This is a genomic window from Speluncibacter jeojiensis, assembly GCF_029589495.1.
Taxonomy (GTDB): domain Bacteria; phylum Actinomycetota; class Actinomycetes; order Mycobacteriales; family Mycobacteriaceae; genus Speluncibacter; species Speluncibacter jeojiensis.
Map to the genome: position 1 here is coordinate 380917 of NZ_JAAIVF010000003.1, position 16388 is coordinate 397304.

General features: G+C 70.8%; 18 protein-coding genes. 1 reads left to right on the top strand and 17 read right to left on the bottom strand.

Features of this window, described 5'->3' with window-relative positions:
* Positions 1-15: 15 nt before the first annotated feature.
* The 10 genes from dprA to G4X40_RS12825 all read right to left on the bottom strand — a co-directional run bounded on the left by dprA (position 16) and on the right by G4X40_RS12825 (position 9968).
* Positions 16-1164 (bottom strand): DNA-processing protein DprA, encoded by a 1149-nt coding sequence (gene dprA / locus G4X40_RS12780; protein ID WP_277832923.1) that lies wholly within the window; start codon positions 1162-1164, stop codon positions 16-18.
* Positions 1161-2669 carry a YifB family Mg chelatase-like AAA ATPase gene (locus G4X40_RS12785; RefSeq protein WP_277832924.1) on the bottom strand — a complete coding sequence of 503 codons (1509 nt, stop codon included), beginning with the start codon at positions 2667-2669 and terminating at the stop codon, positions 1161-1163. The genes dprA and G4X40_RS12785 overlap by 4 nt, the downstream gene beginning before the upstream one ends.
* Positions 2669-3091 carry a YraN family protein gene (locus G4X40_RS12790; RefSeq protein ID WP_277832925.1) on the bottom strand — a complete coding sequence of 141 codons (423 nt, stop codon included), beginning with the start codon at positions 3089-3091 and terminating at the stop codon, positions 2669-2671. The genes G4X40_RS12785 and G4X40_RS12790 overlap by 1 nt, the downstream gene beginning before the upstream one ends.
* Positions 3092-3223: 132 nt before the next feature.
* On the bottom strand, positions 3224-3547 hold the full coding sequence (locus G4X40_RS12795) for a DUF2469 domain-containing protein (protein WP_277832926.1): 324 nt from the start codon (positions 3545-3547) through the stop codon (positions 3224-3226).
* A 69-nt stretch (positions 3548-3616) separates the two neighbouring features.
* Positions 3617-4321, bottom strand: coding sequence for a ribonuclease HII (locus tag G4X40_RS12800; RefSeq protein ID WP_277832928.1), 705 nt, complete (start codon positions 4319-4321; stop codon positions 3617-3619).
* A gap of 21 nt (positions 4322-4342) precedes the next feature.
* Complete coding sequence (gene lepB, locus G4X40_RS12805; RefSeq protein WP_277832929.1) at positions 4343-5218, bottom strand: signal peptidase I; 876 nt, start codon at positions 5216-5218, stop codon at positions 4343-4345.
* 199 nt (positions 5219-5417) lie between these two features.
* Positions 5418-5759 carry a 50S ribosomal protein L19 gene (rplS, locus tag G4X40_RS12810; RefSeq protein WP_277832930.1) on the bottom strand — a complete coding sequence of 114 codons (342 nt, stop codon included), beginning with the start codon at positions 5757-5759 and terminating at the stop codon, positions 5418-5420.
* A 167-nt stretch (positions 5760-5926) separates the two neighbouring features.
* Complete coding sequence (locus G4X40_RS12815) at positions 5927-6778, bottom strand: hypothetical protein (protein ID WP_277832933.1); 852 nt, start codon at positions 6776-6778, stop codon at positions 5927-5929.
* An 18-nt stretch (positions 6779-6796) separates the two neighbouring features.
* Positions 6797-9277, bottom strand: a complete 2481-nt coding sequence (locus G4X40_RS12820; RefSeq protein WP_277832935.1) for a Tex family protein — start codon at positions 9275-9277, stop codon at positions 6797-6799.
* A 91-nt stretch (positions 9278-9368) separates the two neighbouring features.
* Positions 9369-9968, bottom strand: a complete 600-nt coding sequence (locus tag G4X40_RS12825; protein ID WP_277832937.1) for a TetR family transcriptional regulator — start codon at positions 9966-9968, stop codon at positions 9369-9371.
* 74 nt (positions 9969-10042) lie between these two features.
* Here G4X40_RS12825 and G4X40_RS12830 point away from each other — a divergent pair, with 74 nt between their 5' ends.
* Positions 10043-10978 (top strand): aldo/keto reductase, encoded by a 936-nt coding sequence (locus G4X40_RS12830; protein ID WP_277832938.1) that lies wholly within the window; start codon positions 10043-10045, stop codon positions 10976-10978.
* Positions 10979-10987: 9 nt separating this feature from the next.
* On the opposite strand, the gene trmD is transcribed toward G4X40_RS12830, so the two are convergent.
* From trmD to ffh, 7 genes are all read right to left on the bottom strand, one after another.
* Positions 10988-11707: a tRNA (guanosine(37)-N1)-methyltransferase TrmD gene (gene trmD, locus G4X40_RS12835; RefSeq protein WP_277832939.1), complete on the bottom strand. Its 720-nt coding sequence runs from the start codon at positions 11705-11707 to the stop codon at positions 10988-10990.
* 2 nt (positions 11708-11709) lie between these two features.
* Entirely contained in the window at positions 11710-12237 is a 528-nt protein-coding gene (gene rimM, locus G4X40_RS12840; RefSeq protein ID WP_277832940.1) for a ribosome maturation factor RimM, read from the bottom strand.
* Positions 12238-12243: 6 nt separating this feature from the next.
* Complete coding sequence (locus G4X40_RS12845) at positions 12244-12486, bottom strand: RNA-binding protein (protein WP_277832942.1); 243 nt, start codon at positions 12484-12486, stop codon at positions 12244-12246.
* Positions 12486-12920 (bottom strand): 30S ribosomal protein S16, encoded by a 435-nt coding sequence (gene rpsP / locus G4X40_RS12850; RefSeq protein WP_277832943.1) that lies wholly within the window; start codon positions 12918-12920, stop codon positions 12486-12488. Before rpsP ends, G4X40_RS12845 begins: the two co-directional genes overlap by 1 nt.
* Positions 12921-13117: 197 nt before the next feature.
* Positions 13118-13636 carry a DoxX family protein gene (locus G4X40_RS12855; protein WP_277832944.1) on the bottom strand — a complete coding sequence of 173 codons (519 nt, stop codon included), beginning with the start codon at positions 13634-13636 and terminating at the stop codon, positions 13118-13120.
* Between the two features lie 32 nt (positions 13637-13668).
* Entirely contained in the window at positions 13669-14790 is a 1122-nt protein-coding gene (locus G4X40_RS12860) for an amidohydrolase family protein (protein ID WP_277832945.1), read from the bottom strand.
* Positions 14791-14793: 3 nt separating this feature from the next.
* Positions 14794-16350, bottom strand: a complete 1557-nt coding sequence (ffh, locus tag G4X40_RS12865; RefSeq protein ID WP_277832947.1) for a signal recognition particle protein — start codon at positions 16348-16350, stop codon at positions 14794-14796.
* Positions 16351-16388: the final 38 nt, after the last annotated feature.

Genomic DNA, 16388 nt, shown 5'->3' on the forward strand with positions numbered 1-16388 from the left:
GCCCGCCGCCGGTGCTCATCGCGCGCGACGGGCGCGCACGCGGACCCATCCCTGGTCGGACCACTCGATGAGCCCCCGCATCTCGAGTCCCGGGAGGGCGGCACGGACCGCGCCCACGCCGAGCCCGGATTCCACCGACAACTGGTCCTCGTCGCGGCACCCGCGCACCGGGAGCGCCTCGTAGACCGCGAGTTCCCCCTCGTCGAGTCCATCGGTGGGGCGGCGATGGGCGCGGTCGGCGGCGCGGACGGCACCGATCCCAGCGGCCGCGTCCAGCGGACCCGCCGCCTCGACCACGTCGGCCGCACCGGTCACCAACTGCGCCTCGCCCTCGCGGATCATCCGGTGGCAGCCGCGGGAGGTCGCCGCGGTCACCGGCCCCGGCACGGCCAGGACCGGCCGCCCGAGGGCGCGGGCCCACCGCGCGGTGTTGCGGGCGCCGCTGCGCCAGCCCGCCTCGACCACCACCGTGGCATCGGAGAGCGCCGCGACCAGGCGATTGCGCGCGAGAAAGCGGAACTTCGCCGGGATGGTGCCGGGCGGATACTCCGTGACCACCGAGCCCGACTCGGCGATGTGGCGGAGCAGACCCGCGTGGCCGGACGGATACACCCGGTCGATTCCGCAGGCCAGCACGGCGACCGTCACGCCACCGGCCGCCAGCGCCGCCCGATGTGCGGCACCGTCGATGCCGTACGCCGCACCCGAGATCACCGCCCAATCCTCGGCTGCCAGGTCGCCGGACAACTCGGTCGCGACATGCTCGCCGTAACCGCTTGCTGCGCGCGTTCCCACGATCGCGGCCGCCCGCTCGGTGACCGCGGCCAGGTCGGGATCGCCGAGCACCCACAGGGCCGTCGGCGCGGCGGTGTCGCGAGCCCGGCCGAGTTCCACGAACCGCCAGTGTGGCCATTCGGGATCTTCCCTGGTCAGCAGACGGCCACCGAGCCGGTCAAGTAGGGCCAGGTCCGCGTCGACCCGGTCGATGTGGCGTCGCCCCTCGGTGCGGCTTCGCAGCGCCTCGGGCAGGTCGGAGTGTTGGCGGACGGCCCGCGCGGCGTCGACCGGTCCGATCTGGTCGACCAGCGACAGCAGCGCGGCACACGGCCCCTCGGTCACCCGGGACAGGTAGGCCCATGCCCTGAGCTTCTCCGAATCGCTCACGCCACCACCCGATCCCGAAAGCCCAACGCCGCCTTCACATCCGTGCGGGTCGGCACCGTGTGACCGGCCAAGTCGGCGACCGTCCACGCAACGCGCAGGGTCCGGTCGGCCCCGCGCGCGGTGAGATCACCGGCCCGCAATGCTTCCTCGAGCGGGGTCAACACCGCTCGAGAGGGGCGGAAACGTTGCCGCAGCGCGGGTCCCGGAACCTCCGCGTTGGTCTGCCACCCGAACTCCCGCCAACGCTCGGTGGCGGCAGCGCGCGCGACCGCCACCCGTGCCCGCACGGCCCCGGTGTCCTCCGAGACCTCCGCGTTGAGCACGCCCGCGCGCATCGCCAGCATCCGTACCCGCAGGTCCACCCGGTCCAACAGCGGCCCCGACAACTTGCCGAGATACCGTCGCCGCACCGTGGGCGGGCAGATGCAGTCCACGTCGCGGGCCGGTGCGCACGGGCACGGGTTCGCCGCCAGCACCAGTTGGAACCGCGCCGGGTATCGGGCCACCCCGTCGCGGCGGGCGAGCCGGACCTCCCCGTCCTCGAGCGGGGTGCGCAATGCCTCGAGGACCTTGGTGCCCAGTTCCGCGCATTCGTCGAGGAACAGCACACCGCGGTGGGCCTTGCTGACCGCTCCGGGCCGGGCCATGCCACTGCCACCGCCGACCAGGGCGCTCACCGACGACGTGTGGTGCGGCGCGATGAACGGCGGCAGTGTGATCAGTGGCTGGCCCGGCGGCAACGCGCCCGCCAGCGAGTGGATGGCCGTGACCTCCAGCGCCGCCCGCTCCTCCAACGCCGGCAGCAGGCCCGGGAGTCGTTGCGCCAGCATCGTCTTGCCGACGCCGGGCGGGCCGGTGAGCATGAGGTGATGGGCACCGGCCGCCGCCACTTCGACCGCCCAACGCGCCGCAGGTTGCCCGACGACCTCGCTCAGGTTCGGGGCCGCGCCGGCGTCGGCGGCCGGGGCCGGTTCCGCCGCCCGCAGCGGCACCTCCCCGCGCAGCCACCCGAGCAGCTCCCGCAGGTCGGCCACGCCGAGCACCTCGATCCCCTCGACGAGCCCCGCCTCGCCGAGGTTCGCCTGCGGCACCACCGCCGTCGGCCATCCGGAGGCACGGGCCGCCATCACCGCCGGCAGCACGCCGCGGATCCCGCGGACCCGGCCGTCGAGCGCCAGCTCACCGAGCAGCACGCTGCTGCGCAACCGGTCGGCGGGCACCTTCCCGTGCCCGTTGAGTACGGCCGCGGCCAACGCCAAGTCGTACACCGACCCGACCTTCGGCAGTGTCGCCGGCGACAACGCCAGCACGACCTTCGCCGACGGCCAGGACTGGCCCGAATTGGCGACCGCGGCCCGGACGCGGTCCCGCGACTCCTGCAGCGCGGTGTCCGGCAACCCGACCAGGTGCACGCCCGGCAGGCCTTGGCCGATGTCGGCCTCCACCTCGACGATCTGCCCGTCGATGCCGGTCAACGCCACCGAGTACGCCCGCCCGAGCGCCATCACCACACCCCCTCGAGATGTTCGAGCGTGACCGGGCCACCGGGCGGAGCCAGCACCGCTACCACGTCGAAGCGGACCTGATCCCAGCCGCGGTCCTGACCGGCGAGCCAACTCGACGCCAGCCTGCGCACCCGGCCGAGCTTGGCGGGTGTCACCGCCTCGCCCGGTGTGCCGAACCGCGTCCCCGCGCGCGTCTTGACCTCCACGAACACCACCGTCGACTGCGTCGCCGCGATGATGTCGATCTCGCCGTGCCGGCAGCGCCAGTTGCGGGTGAGGATCCGATAGCCCTGGGCCTGCAGATAGTCCGCGGCCACGTCCTCGCCGTGCGCGCCGAGTTCGGCACGTGGTGACCCTGCCGGCGGTTTCCCGACGGACGGTGACCCGGTGGGTCGGGGATGAGCACTCGAGGTGTTGGTCATTCCCCCACAGTGGCGTGCGCCGGGTGGTCCGGCACCGTCCTCGCGCCGGTCTGGGGATGGCTACGACGCCTGTGCACAACCGCCGCCCGCGACCTCATCTCGACCGGGGAGTTGTCGGACCGTTGTGGTAGGTCAGCCGCCGAACGGATCGCTGTCGGGAAGCCGTAGCTCCGGCTTGTCCAGCTCCTCGATGTTGACATCCTTGAAGGTGACCACACGCACGTACTTCACGAACCGGGCCGGGCGGTACATGTCCCACACCCACGCGTCGGACATCCGCAGCTCGAAGTAGATCTCACCGTCTGCGTTGCGCGGGACCATCTCGACGGCGTTGGCCAGGTAGAACCGCCGTTCGGTCTCCACCACGTACGAGAACTGGCCGACGATGTCCCGATACTCCCGGTACAGCGAGAGCTCCATCTCGGTTTCGTACTTCTCGAGATCCTCGGCACTCATCGACTTCGTGTTCCTCCTCTGACATGCGACGTGGCGGGCCTGCTACCGGGTGACCGGCCGACTCCTCCATCATCGCGCACTTTCCACCACCGCAGGAGCAACCGGGCCGCGCCCGGCCACGTCGCCCGCCGCGGCGAGGGCCACATTGGCATACGACCACCGGTGCTCGGCACTCGGGCCGAGCCGGTGCATCGCCGCCGTGTGGGCGGCGGTGCCGTACCCCTTGTGCACGGCGAACCCGTAACCGGGCACCTGCCCGTCCATCTCGACCATGATCCGGTCGCGGGTGACCTTGGCCAGCACACTGGCGGCCGCGATGCAGGCCGCGGTCGCATCGCCGCCGATCACCGGCAGCGACGCACTGGGCAGACCCGGCACCCGGAACCCGTCGGTCAACACATATCCGGGGCTGAGATCGAGGCCGGCCACCGCACGCCGCATGCCCTCGATGTTGGCCACGTGCACCCCGCGCAGATCCACCTCGGCGGCGGGGATCTCCACGACCGACCAGGCCTCGGCGTACCGCTGGATCAGCGGGAACAGTTCGTCACGCTTGCGCTCGGTCAGCCGTTTGGAGTCGTCGAGACCGGCCAGCCGTGGATGCACCCGCGGTCCGAGCACACAGGCGGCCACCAGCAGCGGACCCGCACACGCGCCGCGACCCGCCTCGTCGACCCCGGCGACCGGACCGAGCCCGCGCCGGTACAGCGCCGACTCCATCGCCCGCAGTCCCGCCGAACGCCGGATCACCGCACGCGGCGGCCAGCTTCCCATCACGTCTCACCACCCGCGAGTCTAGGACTGCGGGTTCGGTGAGGAGATCGATCCCCAACGCGACGGCGGCAGCACGATGAACCGGGCCTTGCCGATGATGTCGCTGCGCGGCACGGTGCCCTGCAGGTCGTCGCCCATGTGATAACGCGAGTCGGCAGAGTTGGTCCGGTTGTCACCCATCACCCAGTAATCGCCCTTGGGGACCGTCACCGGCCCGAAGTACGGCCCCTGACAGGGCGAGTCGGCGCCGGGCAACGGCGTTGGCGGATTCTTGCGGTAGGGCTCGTTCAGAACCTTGCCGTTCACCTTGATCCCGGCATCGCCGGGGAGGCACTGCACGGTCTGGCCACCGGTCGCGATGATCCGCTTGACCAGGTCGTTCTCATCCGGCGGCACCAGCCCGATCACGGAGCCGATGTTCTGCAGACCACGGATGACGACATTCTTCGAGCGGTTGGACACGAACTCGTTGTCCCAGGAGGGCGGCCCCTTGAAGACGACCACGTCGCCGGGGCGGGGATCGGTGAAGCGGTAGCTCAACTTGTCGACGAGGATGCGGTCGCCGGTGCACCCCGGGCATCCGTGCAGGGTGGGCTCCATCGACTGCGACGGGATCAGGTAGACGCGCGCGATGAACGTCTGCAGCACGACCGAGAGCACGAGCGCGACCACGATGAGGATCGGGATCTCTTTCCACAGCGAACGCGACTTGCGTGCACGCCCCCCACGGCCCGACGACCCAGCCGTGTCCTGCTCGGCCTTGTCCTGCCCTGCCCTCGACGACTCGGCCCCCTCCTGCGCTGCCGTGTCCGGCGTGGGGTTCCGATCGGAGTCCGGGACCCGGACCGGCGGCGGGGTCGGGTCGGCATCGGCCGTTCCGGCTGGACCTTCTGTCATCCGGGTGCTCCCCGTCTTCGTGTCGGGCGGCTGTGAGCCGGAGGGTGTCGCTTCCGCGGGCCCGGCCCCGTCGGCGCGCCGGGTGTCATCTGGCCCTCTGTCGAGAGCGCCTCCGCCCGGTGGGATGTCACCGGGCGGAGGCGTTGTGGAATCGGTCACCAGGACAGATTAGAGGAGTGCCGGGAGTACCCGGCTGCGCTCAGCGCTTCTCCTTGATCTTGGCGGCCTTGCCACGCAGCTCACGCAGGTAGTACAGCTTCGCGCGGCGCACATCGCCGCGGGTCGCGACCTCGATCTTGGCCAGGTTCGGGCTGTGCACCGGGAAGGTGCGCTCGACGCCGACGCCGAACGAGACCTTGCGGACGGTGAAGGTCTCGCGCACGCCGCCGCCCTGACGGCGGATCACGACGCCCTTGAAGACCTGCACGCGCTCCTTCGAGCCTTCGATGACCTTGACGTGCACGTTCAGGGTGTCACCGGGACGGAACTCCGGAATGTCGTCGCGGAGGGACTTGGCGTCCAGGAAGTCCAAGGTGTTCATCGGTTGTTCCATCCTTGCGTCTTCATCGCATGAGCAGAGGACCCGAGCGGCACCGCAACCGCGATGCTCGACTGGTTCGTACTCCGAGTTAATGGGTGCGCCTGTGCAGGCAACCCGCCAATTGTGCCAGACCGGCAGGTCATCGAGGAAATCCGCCGGTCAGCAGGTCATGACCGCCCACGTCCGCGCCCGCCGGACGGCGCGGGCGGCGCCGGCTGCACGGTCCTGTCGAGTTCGGCCTCGGTGGCCGCGACCGCGTGCTCAACGCTCGGCTTGCCGGCCACCAGGTCCTGGATGTAGATCTTCGTCCGGATCAGCGGGCGCCGGTACCGCCGCTCCCGGTCGAGCGCGCGGATCATCTTCTTCGGCTTGTCGCGGTATCGCCACCGTGCCCACGGCGCCCCCGGACGGCTCAGCCGCAGCGCGCCGACCAGCAGCATCGGGAAGAAGAACAGCCCGAACAGTCCCGTCCAGATCTTGCCCTTCGCGATCACCACCGCCGCGACCGCGAGGCCCAGCAGCGTCAACAGCACGAGTACCGCCCGGACCCACGGGTTCGGGTTGTCCCGGAAATCCTCCGGGTTCACTATCGCGTCCGGCCGCGCCCCGAGTAGCAGCAGCCCTGTCACCGCGACCGCCACGAACACGGCGTCCACCGACGCGCGGCCCTGCTCGGACCAGTACACGTCCTTGAGGTAGAAGATCAGCGCGAACTCGTCGAGCACCAGCGCCGCGCCCACCCCGAAGCAGGCCGCCAGCACCGCCCCGGTCGTTGTCGTGCCGTCCTGATAGGTCGCGATCAGCGCCACCCCCGCGATGACCATCGTCACCACCCCGAAGACCACGTGGTGGATGTGCTGTCCGCCGGGGGCCACGTTGCCGGGCCACCAGCGGACCTTCGCGCGGATCATCCGGACGCTGAACCGGATGAACAGGAACGCCGCGAGGAATCCGAGAAGGAACGCCAGCAGCGGCAGACGCCCGCGCGCGATGATCTCGTCGTCGAGCCAGTGCCGCATGCCGGTCGTCCCGCTCGCTCAGCGACCGAAGCCGGCCTTGCGCAGCGCGTCGGCCATCGACCCGTTCGCCGGTCGCTGCTCGCCGCGGCCGCCACCGCGCTCGTTCCCCCGCCGCTGTCCACCCTGGCGGCCGCCACCGTTCCCGCGATTGCCGCCGGCCTCGTTTCCGCCACCGTTCCCGCGGCCTCCGCTCCCGCCGGACCGGCCGCCGCCCTGACGCGCGCCGGCCGGCTTCCCGGCGCCGGGCTCGTCGTCGAGCCGCAGGCTCAGTCCGATCCGCTGGCGCTCGACGTCCACCTCGAGCACCTTCACCCGCACGACCTCGCCGGACTTGACGACATCGTGCGGATCTTTGACGAAGTCCCGGGACATCGCCGACACGTGCACCAGGCCGTCCTGGTGCACGCCCACGTCGACAAAGGCGCCGAACGCGGCCACGTTCGTCACGACCCCCTCGAGCACCATGCCGGGCTTGAGGTGCGCGACCTTCTCGATACCGGCCGCGAAGGTGGCGGTCTTGAACTCCGGGCGCGGGTCGCGGCCGGGCTTGTCCAACTCGGCGAGGATGTCGGTGACGGTCGGCACACCGAATTTCTCGTCGGCGTACTGCTCGGGGCGCACCGCGGTCAGCACCGCGGTGTTGCCGATCAGTTCCTTGATCCCCGTGCCCGTCTCGGACAGGATGCGCCGCACCAGCGGATAGGCCTCCGGGTGGACCGCGGAGGCGTCCAGCGGGTCGTCACCGGCGGGGATGCGCAGGAAGCCGGCGCACTGTTCGAAGGCCTTCGGACCGAGCCGCGCGACATCCTTGAGCGCGGCGCGGGTGCGGAAGGGGCCGTTGGTGTCCCGGTGCGCGACGATCGACTCGGCGAGCGAGCCGGTGACCCCGGACACCCGGCGCAGCAGCGGCACCGAGGCGGTGTTCACGTCGACGCCGACGGCGTTGACAGCGTCCTCGACGACCGCGTCGAGCGAGCGCGCCAGCTTCGTCTCGGACACGTCGTGCTGGTACTGGCCGACGCCGATCGACTTCGGGTCGATCTTCACCAGTTCGGCCAGCGGGTCCTGCAGGCGCCGTGCGATCGACGCCGCGCCGCGCAACGACACGTCCAGATCCGGCAGCTCCTGCGAGGCGTAGGCGGACGCCGAGTACACCGACGCACCGGCCTCGGACACCACGATCTTCGTCGGCGCCTTCGCCCCGCCCTGGCCCGCACGGGTGATGAGTTCGGTGGCCAGCGCGTCGGTCTCACGCGAGGCGGTTCCGTTGCCGATCGCGATCAGCTCGACCCCGTGTCGCTGTACCAGCGCGCCGAGCGTGGCCAGTGACTGCTCCCACTGCTGCTGGGGCTGGTGCGGATAGATCGCGGTGGTGTCGACGACCTTCCCGGTGGCGTCGACCACCGCGACCTTGACCCCGGTGCGGAAACCGGGATCAAGGCCCATGGTCGTACGGGTACCGGCCGGGGCCGCCAGCAGCAGGTCCTTGAGGTTGCTGGCGAACACCGCGACGGCGTCCTCCTCGGCGGCCTGGCGCAGCCGCATGCGCGTGTCGATTCCCAGGCTGATCAGCAGCTTGGTGCGCCAGGCCCACCGCACCGTGTCGCGCAGCCAGCGGTCGGCGGGCCGGCCACGGTCGGCGACCCCGAACCGGGCGGCGATGCGCGTCTCGTACGTGCTGATCGCGAACGGATCCGGCACGTCCTCGAGATCGGCCGCCGCGGCGGGCTCGGGATCGAGCGTGAGGGTCAGCGCCTCCTCCTTCTCGCCGCGCAGCGCGGCGAGGATCCGATGCGAGGGCAGCGAGGTGAACGGCTCGGAGAAGTCGAAGTAGTCGGCGAACTTCGCGCCGGCGCTCTCCTTGCCCGCCCGCACGGTGGTGACCAGCCGGCCGCGCGTCCACATGGTCTCGCGCAGTTCGCCGACCAGGTCGGCGTCCTCGGCGAACCGCTCGACCAGGATCGACCGGGCCCCGTCCAGTGCGGCGGCGGCGTCGGCCACGCCCTTGTCGGCGTCCACGAACGCGGCCGCGGCCGCCTCCGGGCTGACTGTCGGATCGGCCAGCAGCCCCTCGGCCAGCGGCTCGAGCCCCGCCTCGCGGGCGATCTGCGCCTTGGTGCGCCGCTTCGGCTTGTACGGCAGGTAGATGTCCTCGAGCCGGGCCTTCGAGTCGGCGCCCATGATCTGTGCCCGCAAGGCCGCGTCGAGCTTGCCCTGCGAATCGATCGACTCGAGGATCGCCGCACGCCGCTCGTCGAACTCGCGCAGGTACCGCAGCCGCTCCTCGAGGGTGCGCAACTGCGCGTCGTCGAGCGCGCCTGTGACCTCCTTGCGGTAGCGGGCGATGAACGGCACCGTCGACCCGCCGTCGAGCAATTCGACCGCCGAGCGCACCTGGCTCTCGCGGACACCCAGCTCGCCGGCGATCCGCGCATTCACCGACGGCCCAACGGGAATCGGCGCAGCGGAAACGGGACTGGTCACATCACTGGTCGTCACAGGGAGAACTCACCTTTGATCGGGGACGGTTCGCGGACAGTCATTGTGCCCGACGAGGAGTCTGCCCCGAGGCTCCGACACAGTGGCCCGCTCACCCGGCGGCGACGGCTTCGAAGGAGCGGCGCAGGAGTTCGGCCGCGTCCGCATCCTCGGACTCGGCCCAGGCGGCCAGCGCGGTGTCGAAGCAGGCCAGTGCCACCTGCACGAGCGTCCGCGCCCGCAGTGCCGCATCGTCGCCGTCGAGGCGTTCCCGCACCACGGGGACGAGCATGTCCGCCCAACCCAGATGCTTCTCGAGGTTGCGCGCACGCAGCGACGCGGTGCTGGTGAGCACCCGCATGGTCCGCTTGCTGCGCTGCACGTCCTCGTCGCCGCGCGATCGGGCCAGCAGGGATTCGAACGCGCAGCGCAACGACACCAGCGCAGGCTCGTCGACCGGCCGTGCGACGAGCGCGTCCCGCACGATCGCGCCCCATCGGGCGACGTCGCCGATGACCGCGTCCTCCTTGGCCGGGAAGTAGCGATGGAAACTGCGGGCGGAGATGCCCACCGCGGCGGCGATCTGCTCGACCGTGACCGAGTCGAAACCGTGCTCGGCGAACAGGTCGACCGCCACCGCGGAGATGCGCGCCCGCACGGCCTCCCGGGTGATGTCGCGCAGCCCCGAGGCCGGGATCGAGGGTTTTCCCACGGCGGCAGCATACATGGACAAGGTTGTCAGCCTCTGACATATTGGTCGACATCCGACGCCACGAAGGGACGACCATGGAATCACGCACGCTCGGCTCGCAGGGTTTGACCGTCTCCGCCCTCGGCTATGGATCGATGGGCACGGCGGTCGGCTACGGTCCGGTCGACGACGCCGAATCGATCGACGCGATCCGCCGGGCACACGAACTCGGCGTGACGCTGTTCGACACCGCCGAGATGTACGGCTGGGGCAAGGGCGAGCGGTTGCTCGGCCGCGCTTTGGCACCGCTGCGCGACGACGTCGTCATCGCGACGAAGTTCGGGTTGACCCGCTCGTTCGGATCCGACTCGCGCCCCGAACACATCCGCGAGGTCGTCGACGCGAGCCTGCGCAATCTCGGCATCGACACGATCGACGTGCTCTACCAGCACCGCCCGGATCCGAACGTGCCCATCGAGGACGTGGTCGGCACCATGAAGGAGTTCGTCGAGTCCGGCAAGGTCAGGTTTCTGGGGCTGTCCGAGGCCGACGAGGCCACGATCCGCGCCGCCCATGCGGTGCATCCGATCTCGGTGTTGCAGAGCGAGTACTCGATCTTCGCCCGCGAGGTCGAACCCCTCCTCCCCGTCCTGGAGGACCTGGGCATCGGTTTCGTCGCCTACTCGCCGCTGGCACGGGGCTTCCTCAGTGGTGCGGTCGTCTCCCGCGACGGCTACGAGGCGAACGACTTCCGCCGGCACGTCCCGTGGTGGGCGCCGGAGAACTTCGGCGGCAACCGGGCGATCGTCGGTGAACTCACCGACCTCGCCACACGCAAGGGCGCGACCCTGGCCCAGCTGTCACTGGCGTGGCTGCTGGCCCGCGGCGGCGACATCGTCCCGATCCCGGGTTCGCGCAACCCGCTGCGGGTCGAGCAGAACCTCGCGGCAGCCGATCTGACACTGACCGCCGCGGACCTGGCCGCCATCGATCGCATCGCCCCCGACGGCGGGATCGGCGGGCGCGGCTAACGAAGGCGTTCAGTGCTCGAGCATCGCCCGCTCGCCCGCGCTCAACTCCACGTGTGCGAGCAGGTCGGGCCGGCGTTCGGCGGTGCGCGCCAACGCCTGTTCGCGCCGCCAGGCGGCGACCTTGCCGTGGTCGCCGGAGAGCAGCACGTCGGGGACATCAAGGTCCCGCCAGGTGGCGGGCCGGGTGTAACTGGGGCCCTCCAGGAGCCCGTCGGAGAACGAATCCTCTTGGTGGGATTGCTGATTGCCGAGCACGCCGGGCAGCAACCGGACCACCGCCTCGGCCATGACCAGCACCGCGGCCTCGCCGCCGATCAGCACGTAGTCGCCGATCGAGACCTCCTCGACCCGCACTCGGCGGGCGGCGTCGTCGAAGACCCGCTGGTCGATCCCCTCGTAGCGCCCGCAGGCGAAGACGAGGTGCCGCTCGCCGGACCAGCGGTGGGCGTCGGCCTGGGTGAACGGCCGTCCGGCCGGGGTGGGCACGACCAGCAGCGCGTCGTCGGGGCACACCTCGTCGAGCGCGGGTCCCCAGATCGACGGCTTCATGACCATGCCGGGTCCGCCGCCGTAGGGGGAATCGTCGACGGCCTTGTGCACGTCATGGGTCCACTCGCGCAGGTCGTGCACGCCCACCGAGACGAGCCCCTTGTCGATTGCCTTGCCCAGCAAGGCAGTTCGCAGCGGCGCGAGGTACTCGGGAAAGATGGTGATGACGTCCAGGCGCACGGCTACTCCGGATTCAGCAGGCCCTCGGGCGGGTCGATCGTGACGGTGCCGTCCGCGAGCGACACCGCGGTGACGATCGCGGCGACGAACGGCACCAGGATCTCGCCGCTGTCCTGACCGGCGGGCCGGATGGAGAGCAGCTCACCTGCCGCGGAGTGCAACACCTCGACGACCGTGCCGACCTGCTCACCCCCGACGGTCCACGCGACCAGACCCTCGAGCTCGTGATCGTAGAACTCGTCTTCCTCGTCCGACGGCGGCAGGTCGGCGCTGTCGACGACGAACAGCGTCCCGCGCAGCGCATCGGCGGTGTCGCGGTCGGCGATCCCTTCCAGACGCAGCAGAAGCCGCCCGGAGTGCTCCCGGGCGGCTTCGACCGTGTAACTGGATGCCTTGCTCTCGCGGGGCTTGTGGCCACGCAGCTGTGTGCCGACCGCGAACCGCTGCTCCGGCTCGTCCGTACGGACCTCGACGACGAGCTCGCCGCGGATCCCGTGCGACTTCACGACCCGCCCGACAACCAGTTCCATGCGGGACTACAGGTCGGTGTCGACGACGTCGACCCGGATGCCACGGCCACCGATGCCGGTGACGACGGTGCGCAGCGCGGTCGCGGTGCGTCCGCCCCGGCCGATCACCTTGCCGAGATCATCGGGGTTGACGTGCACCTCGACGGTCCGGCCGCGACGGTTGGTGATCAGATCGACCCGGACGTCGTCGGGGTTGGCCACGATACCGCGGACCAGGTGCTCGACGGCGTCGGCGACGACGGCACTCATTACTCGCCGGCCTCGGCAGCGGGGGCCTCGGCGGCCTCTTCCTTGGCGGCCTTCTTCTTCTTGGGGGTGATCGCCTCGGAGACCGGCTCGTTCTCGGCCTGCGCGAGAGCGGCGTTGAACAGGTCGAGCTTGCTGGCCTTGGGCTCCTTGACCTTCAGCGTGCCCTCGGCGCCCGGCAGGCCCTTGAACTTCTGCCAGTCACCGGTGATCTTGAGCAGGTTCAGGACCGGCTCGGTGGGCTGGGCGCCGACGCCGAGCCAGTACTGGGCGCGCTCCGAATCGACCTCGATCAGCGAGGGCTCTTCCTTCGGGTGGTACTTGCCGATGGTCTCGATGGCGCGGCCGTTGCGGCGGGTACGCGAGTCGGCGATCACGATGCGGTACTGCGGGTTGCGGATCTTGCCGAGCCGGGTGAGCTTGATCTTGACAGCCATGAGCTGCGTTCTTCTCCTTGTGTCACGTGCAATTCAGCGACGCACGCTTCTCGTGCGCCCGGTTTTGCCTCGAGCCTGTGACCGTCGCGCGGGCGTACCCGGATGCGACGACAGCGGACCATTCTGCCAGAACCGTCGCCACAGGCGGAAATCGACGATCCGGGCGGCAGTGGCCGGACGGGGACGAACCCCGGGGGTCAGGCGCGGTTGCCGCGCAGCATCGACACGAAACCGGCGGCGCCGGCGGCCGCGGCACCGAGCGCGACCCCGCGCATCCACGGACGGTTGAGCCGATCACCGGTAGCCGCGTCCAGCGAGAACTTACCCGGTCCGGCGATGCCGATGGCGGTGCCGGTCAGCGCCAGCAGCGCGGGGAACTCGAAGCCGCCGTTGGAGGCGAAGAACCCGTTGGGCGCGTGCACGGCGGTCGCGACCGCCATGGTGCCGAGCGTGGCCGCCGCGGCGGCCGGAGTGGCACCGCCGGCGATCATCAGCGCGCCGCCGCCGATCTCGGTGGCCGCGGCCAGGCGTGCGTGCTGCTTGCCGTTGGTGAATCCCATCGTCTCGAAACCGGCGCCCGCACGTTCGAGCCCCGGGCCGCCGAACGCACCGAACATCTTCTGCGCGCCGTGCGCGATGAGCGTGCCACCGACGCCGGCGCGCAGGGCCAGGACGGCGAAGTCGCGAGCGGTGGTCCGACCGGAGGTGGTGGCCATGAGAATCTCCCAGCTATTGATTGAATATTGGATTAAATGCCAGCGTAGGCGACCGCAGCCGTGGCCGTCCCCGCGCCCCCGATGACACGACCGCGCAGCACCACCACGTCCGGGTGGGCGAGCACGTCCGGACCGCCGCGCGGATCCCGGTCGTACACCAGCAGATCGGCGGGTGCGCCGTGCTCGAGACCGCGATGACCGAGCCACCGACGGGCCTCCCAGCACGCCGCCCCGAGCGCCTCGGTGGGGGTCAAGCCCGCCGTGGTCAGCTCCGCGACCTCGTCGGCGATGCGGCCGTGCCGGATCGACCCGCCGGCGTCGGTGCCCGCGTAGATCGCCACCCCGGCCGCGTGCGCGGCGCGGATCGTCTCGTATCGCCGGGCGTGCAGGTCGCGCATGTGCGCCGCGTAGACCGGGAATCGGTGAGCCGAGTCCGCGATCTCCGGGAACGTGGCGATGTTGACGAGGGTCGGGACCAGCGCGACCGACCGTTCCACCATCATCTCGACGGTCTCGGCGGTCAGGCCGGTGCCGTGCTCGATGCAGTCGATGCCCGCCTCGATCAGACCGGGCAGCGCGTCCTCGCCGAACACGTGCGCGGTGACCCGGGCGCCCTCCCGGTGGGCGGCGCCGATCGCCTCCTTGAGTACGTCGTCGCTCCACAGCGGGCACAGGTCGCCGACCGACCGGTCGATCCAATCGCCGACGAGCTTGACCCAACCGTCGCCGCGGCGCGCCTGCTCGGCGACCACCTCGGGCAGCTGCGACTCGTCCTCGACGTCGATCGGCAGGTCACGGATGTACCGCTTGGGGCGGGCGATGTGCCGCCCGGCGCGGATGATCCGCGGCAGCTCCGGGTGGTCGTCGACGAACCGGTTGTCGACCGGCGACCCGGCGTCGCGGATCAGCAGGACCCCACGGTCACGCTCGACCCGCGCCTGCACGGTCATCCCGTCGGCGTCCTCGTGGCCGCCGCCGTAGCGGATGCCGACGTGGCAGTGCGCGTCGACCAGCCCGGGCAGGACCCAACCGCCCTCGGCGATCGTCTCCGCGCCGGCCACCGGTTCCGTGGAGACGACTCCCCCGTCGATCCACAGCTCGATCGGCTGCTCGTCGGGCAGGCTCCGGCCCACGACCCGCATCGGCGTGCCCATGGCCTACTTCTTCGGCAGCTTGAGTTGCGACAGGTCGATGCCCTCGAGCCCGGGCGGCAGCTGGTCCAGCCCGGCGGGCATGTTCGACAGGTCGGGCATCCCGGCCGGCAGACCCCCGGGGAACCCGCCGGGGAAGCCGCCGCGCATCTTCGGCTGGGTCGGCCCCTTGCCGCCCTTCTTGCCCTTCTTGCCCTTCTTCGAGCGCTGGTTCTTGCGGGCACCGGGCAGGCCCATGCGGCCGGCCATCGACGACATCATCTTGCGCGCCTCGAAGAACCGGTCGACGAGCTGGTTGACGTCGGAGACCTTCACGCCGGAGCCGTTGGCGATGCGCAGCCGCCGCGAGGCGTTGATGATCTTCGGGTTGGCGCGCTCGGCAGGGGTCATGCCGCGGATGATCGCCTGGACCCGGTCGAGCTGCTTCTCGTCGATCTGGCCGATGGCGTCCTTCATCTGGCCGGCACCCGGCAGCATGCCGAGCAGGTTCGCGATCGGGCCCATCTTGCGGATCGCCATCATCTGCTCGAGGAAGTCCTCGAGCGTCAGCTCACCGCTGCCGATCTTGGTGGCGGCCTCTTCGGCCTGCTTCGCGTCGAAGACCTGCTCGGCCTGCTCGATGAGCGTGAGCACGTCGCCCATGCCGAGGATGCGGCTGGCCATCCGCTCGGGGTGGAAGACGTCGAAGTCGTCGAGCTTCTCGCCGGTGGACGCGAACAGGATCGGCTGGCCGGTCACCTCGCGCACGCTCAGCGCCGCGCCGCCGCGGGCGTCGCCGTCGAGCTTGGTCAGGACCACGCCGGTGAAGCCGACCCCGGCGCGGAACGCGTCGGCCGTCGCGACCGCGTCCTGACCGATCATCGCGTCGAGGACGAACAGCACCTCGTCGGGCGAGATCGCGTCGCGGATGTCCGCGGCCTGCTGCATCAGCGCCTCGTCGACGCCGAGACGGCCCGCGGTGTCGACCACGACCACGTCGTGCTGACGCGCCTTGGCCTCCTCGATGCCGGCGCGCGCGACCGCGACCGGGTCGCCGACACCGGCGCCCTCGGCCTCCCCGGCGGTGGTCGCGCCGGGATGCGGCGCGAACACCGGCACGCCGGCGCGCTCGCCGACGACCTTGAGCTGGGTGACCGCGTTCGGGCGCTGCAGGTCGCAGGCGACGAGCAGCGGGGTGTGGCCCTGCCCGCGCAGCCACTGGGCGAGCTTGCCCGCCAGCGTGGTCTTACCGGCACCCTGCAGACCCGCGAGCATGATCACGGTCGGCGGGGTCTTCGCGAACTGGATGCGGCGCGTCTCGCCGCCAAGGATCCCGACCAGTTCCTCGTTGACGACCTTGACGACCTGTTGGGCCGGGTTCAGTGCCGCGGAGACCTCCGCCCCCTTGGCCCGCTCCTTGATCCGTGCGATGAATGTGCGCACGACCGGCAGCGCGACGTCGGCCTCGAGCAGTGCGAGGCGGATCTCGCGGCACGTGGCGTCCACATCTGCCGGGGACAGCCGACCCTTGCCGCGAAGGTCCTTCAGGGTCGCGGTCAACCTGTCGGAGAGGGATTCGAACACCGAGTGACTCCCGTTGGTTCATATGGTTCTGGTGCGGA

What these genes read in the sequence shown, in the direction of transcription:
- G4X40_RS12785 (WP_277832924.1), bottom strand. Translation starts at nt 2,669, where the DNA reads ATGGCGCTCGGGCGGGCGTACTCGGTGGCGTTGACCGGCATCGACGGG.
- G4X40_RS12790 (WP_277832925.1), bottom strand. Translation starts at nt 3,091, where the DNA reads ATGACCAACACCTCGAGTGCTCATCCCCGACCCACCGGGTCACCGTCC.
- G4X40_RS12795 (WP_277832926.1), bottom strand. Translation starts at nt 3,547, where the DNA reads ATGAGTGCCGAGGATCTCGAGAAGTACGAAACCGAGATGGAGCTCTCG.
- G4X40_RS12800 (WP_277832928.1), bottom strand. Translation starts at nt 4,321, where the DNA reads ATGGGAAGCTGGCCGCCGCGTGCGGTGATCCGGCGTTCGGCGGGACTG.
- lepB (WP_277832929.1), bottom strand. Translation starts at nt 5,218, where the DNA reads ATGACAGAAGGTCCAGCCGGAACGGCCGATGCCGACCCGACCCCGCCG.
- rplS (WP_277832930.1), bottom strand. Translation starts at nt 5,759, where the DNA reads ATGAACACCTTGGACTTCCTGGACGCCAAGTCCCTCCGCGACGACATT.
- G4X40_RS12815 (WP_277832933.1), bottom strand. Translation starts at nt 6,778, where the DNA reads ATGCGGCACTGGCTCGACGACGAGATCATCGCGCGCGGGCGTCTGCCG.
- G4X40_RS12830 (WP_277832938.1), top strand. Translation starts at nt 10,043, where the DNA reads ATGGAATCACGCACGCTCGGCTCGCAGGGTTTGACCGTCTCCGCCCTC.
- rimM (WP_277832940.1), bottom strand. Translation starts at nt 12,237, where the DNA reads ATGGAACTGGTTGTCGGGCGGGTCGTGAAGTCGCACGGGATCCGCGGC.
- G4X40_RS12845 (WP_277832942.1), bottom strand. Translation starts at nt 12,486, where the DNA reads ATGAGTGCCGTCGTCGCCGACGCCGTCGAGCACCTGGTCCGCGGTATC.
- rpsP (WP_277832943.1), bottom strand. Translation starts at nt 12,920, where the DNA reads ATGGCTGTCAAGATCAAGCTCACCCGGCTCGGCAAGATCCGCAACCCG.
- G4X40_RS12855 (WP_277832944.1), bottom strand. Translation starts at nt 13,636, where the DNA reads ATGGCCACCACCTCCGGTCGGACCACCGCTCGCGACTTCGCCGTCCTG.
- G4X40_RS12860 (WP_277832945.1), bottom strand. Translation starts at nt 14,790, where the DNA reads ATGGGCACGCCGATGCGGGTCGTGGGCCGGAGCCTGCCCGACGAGCAG.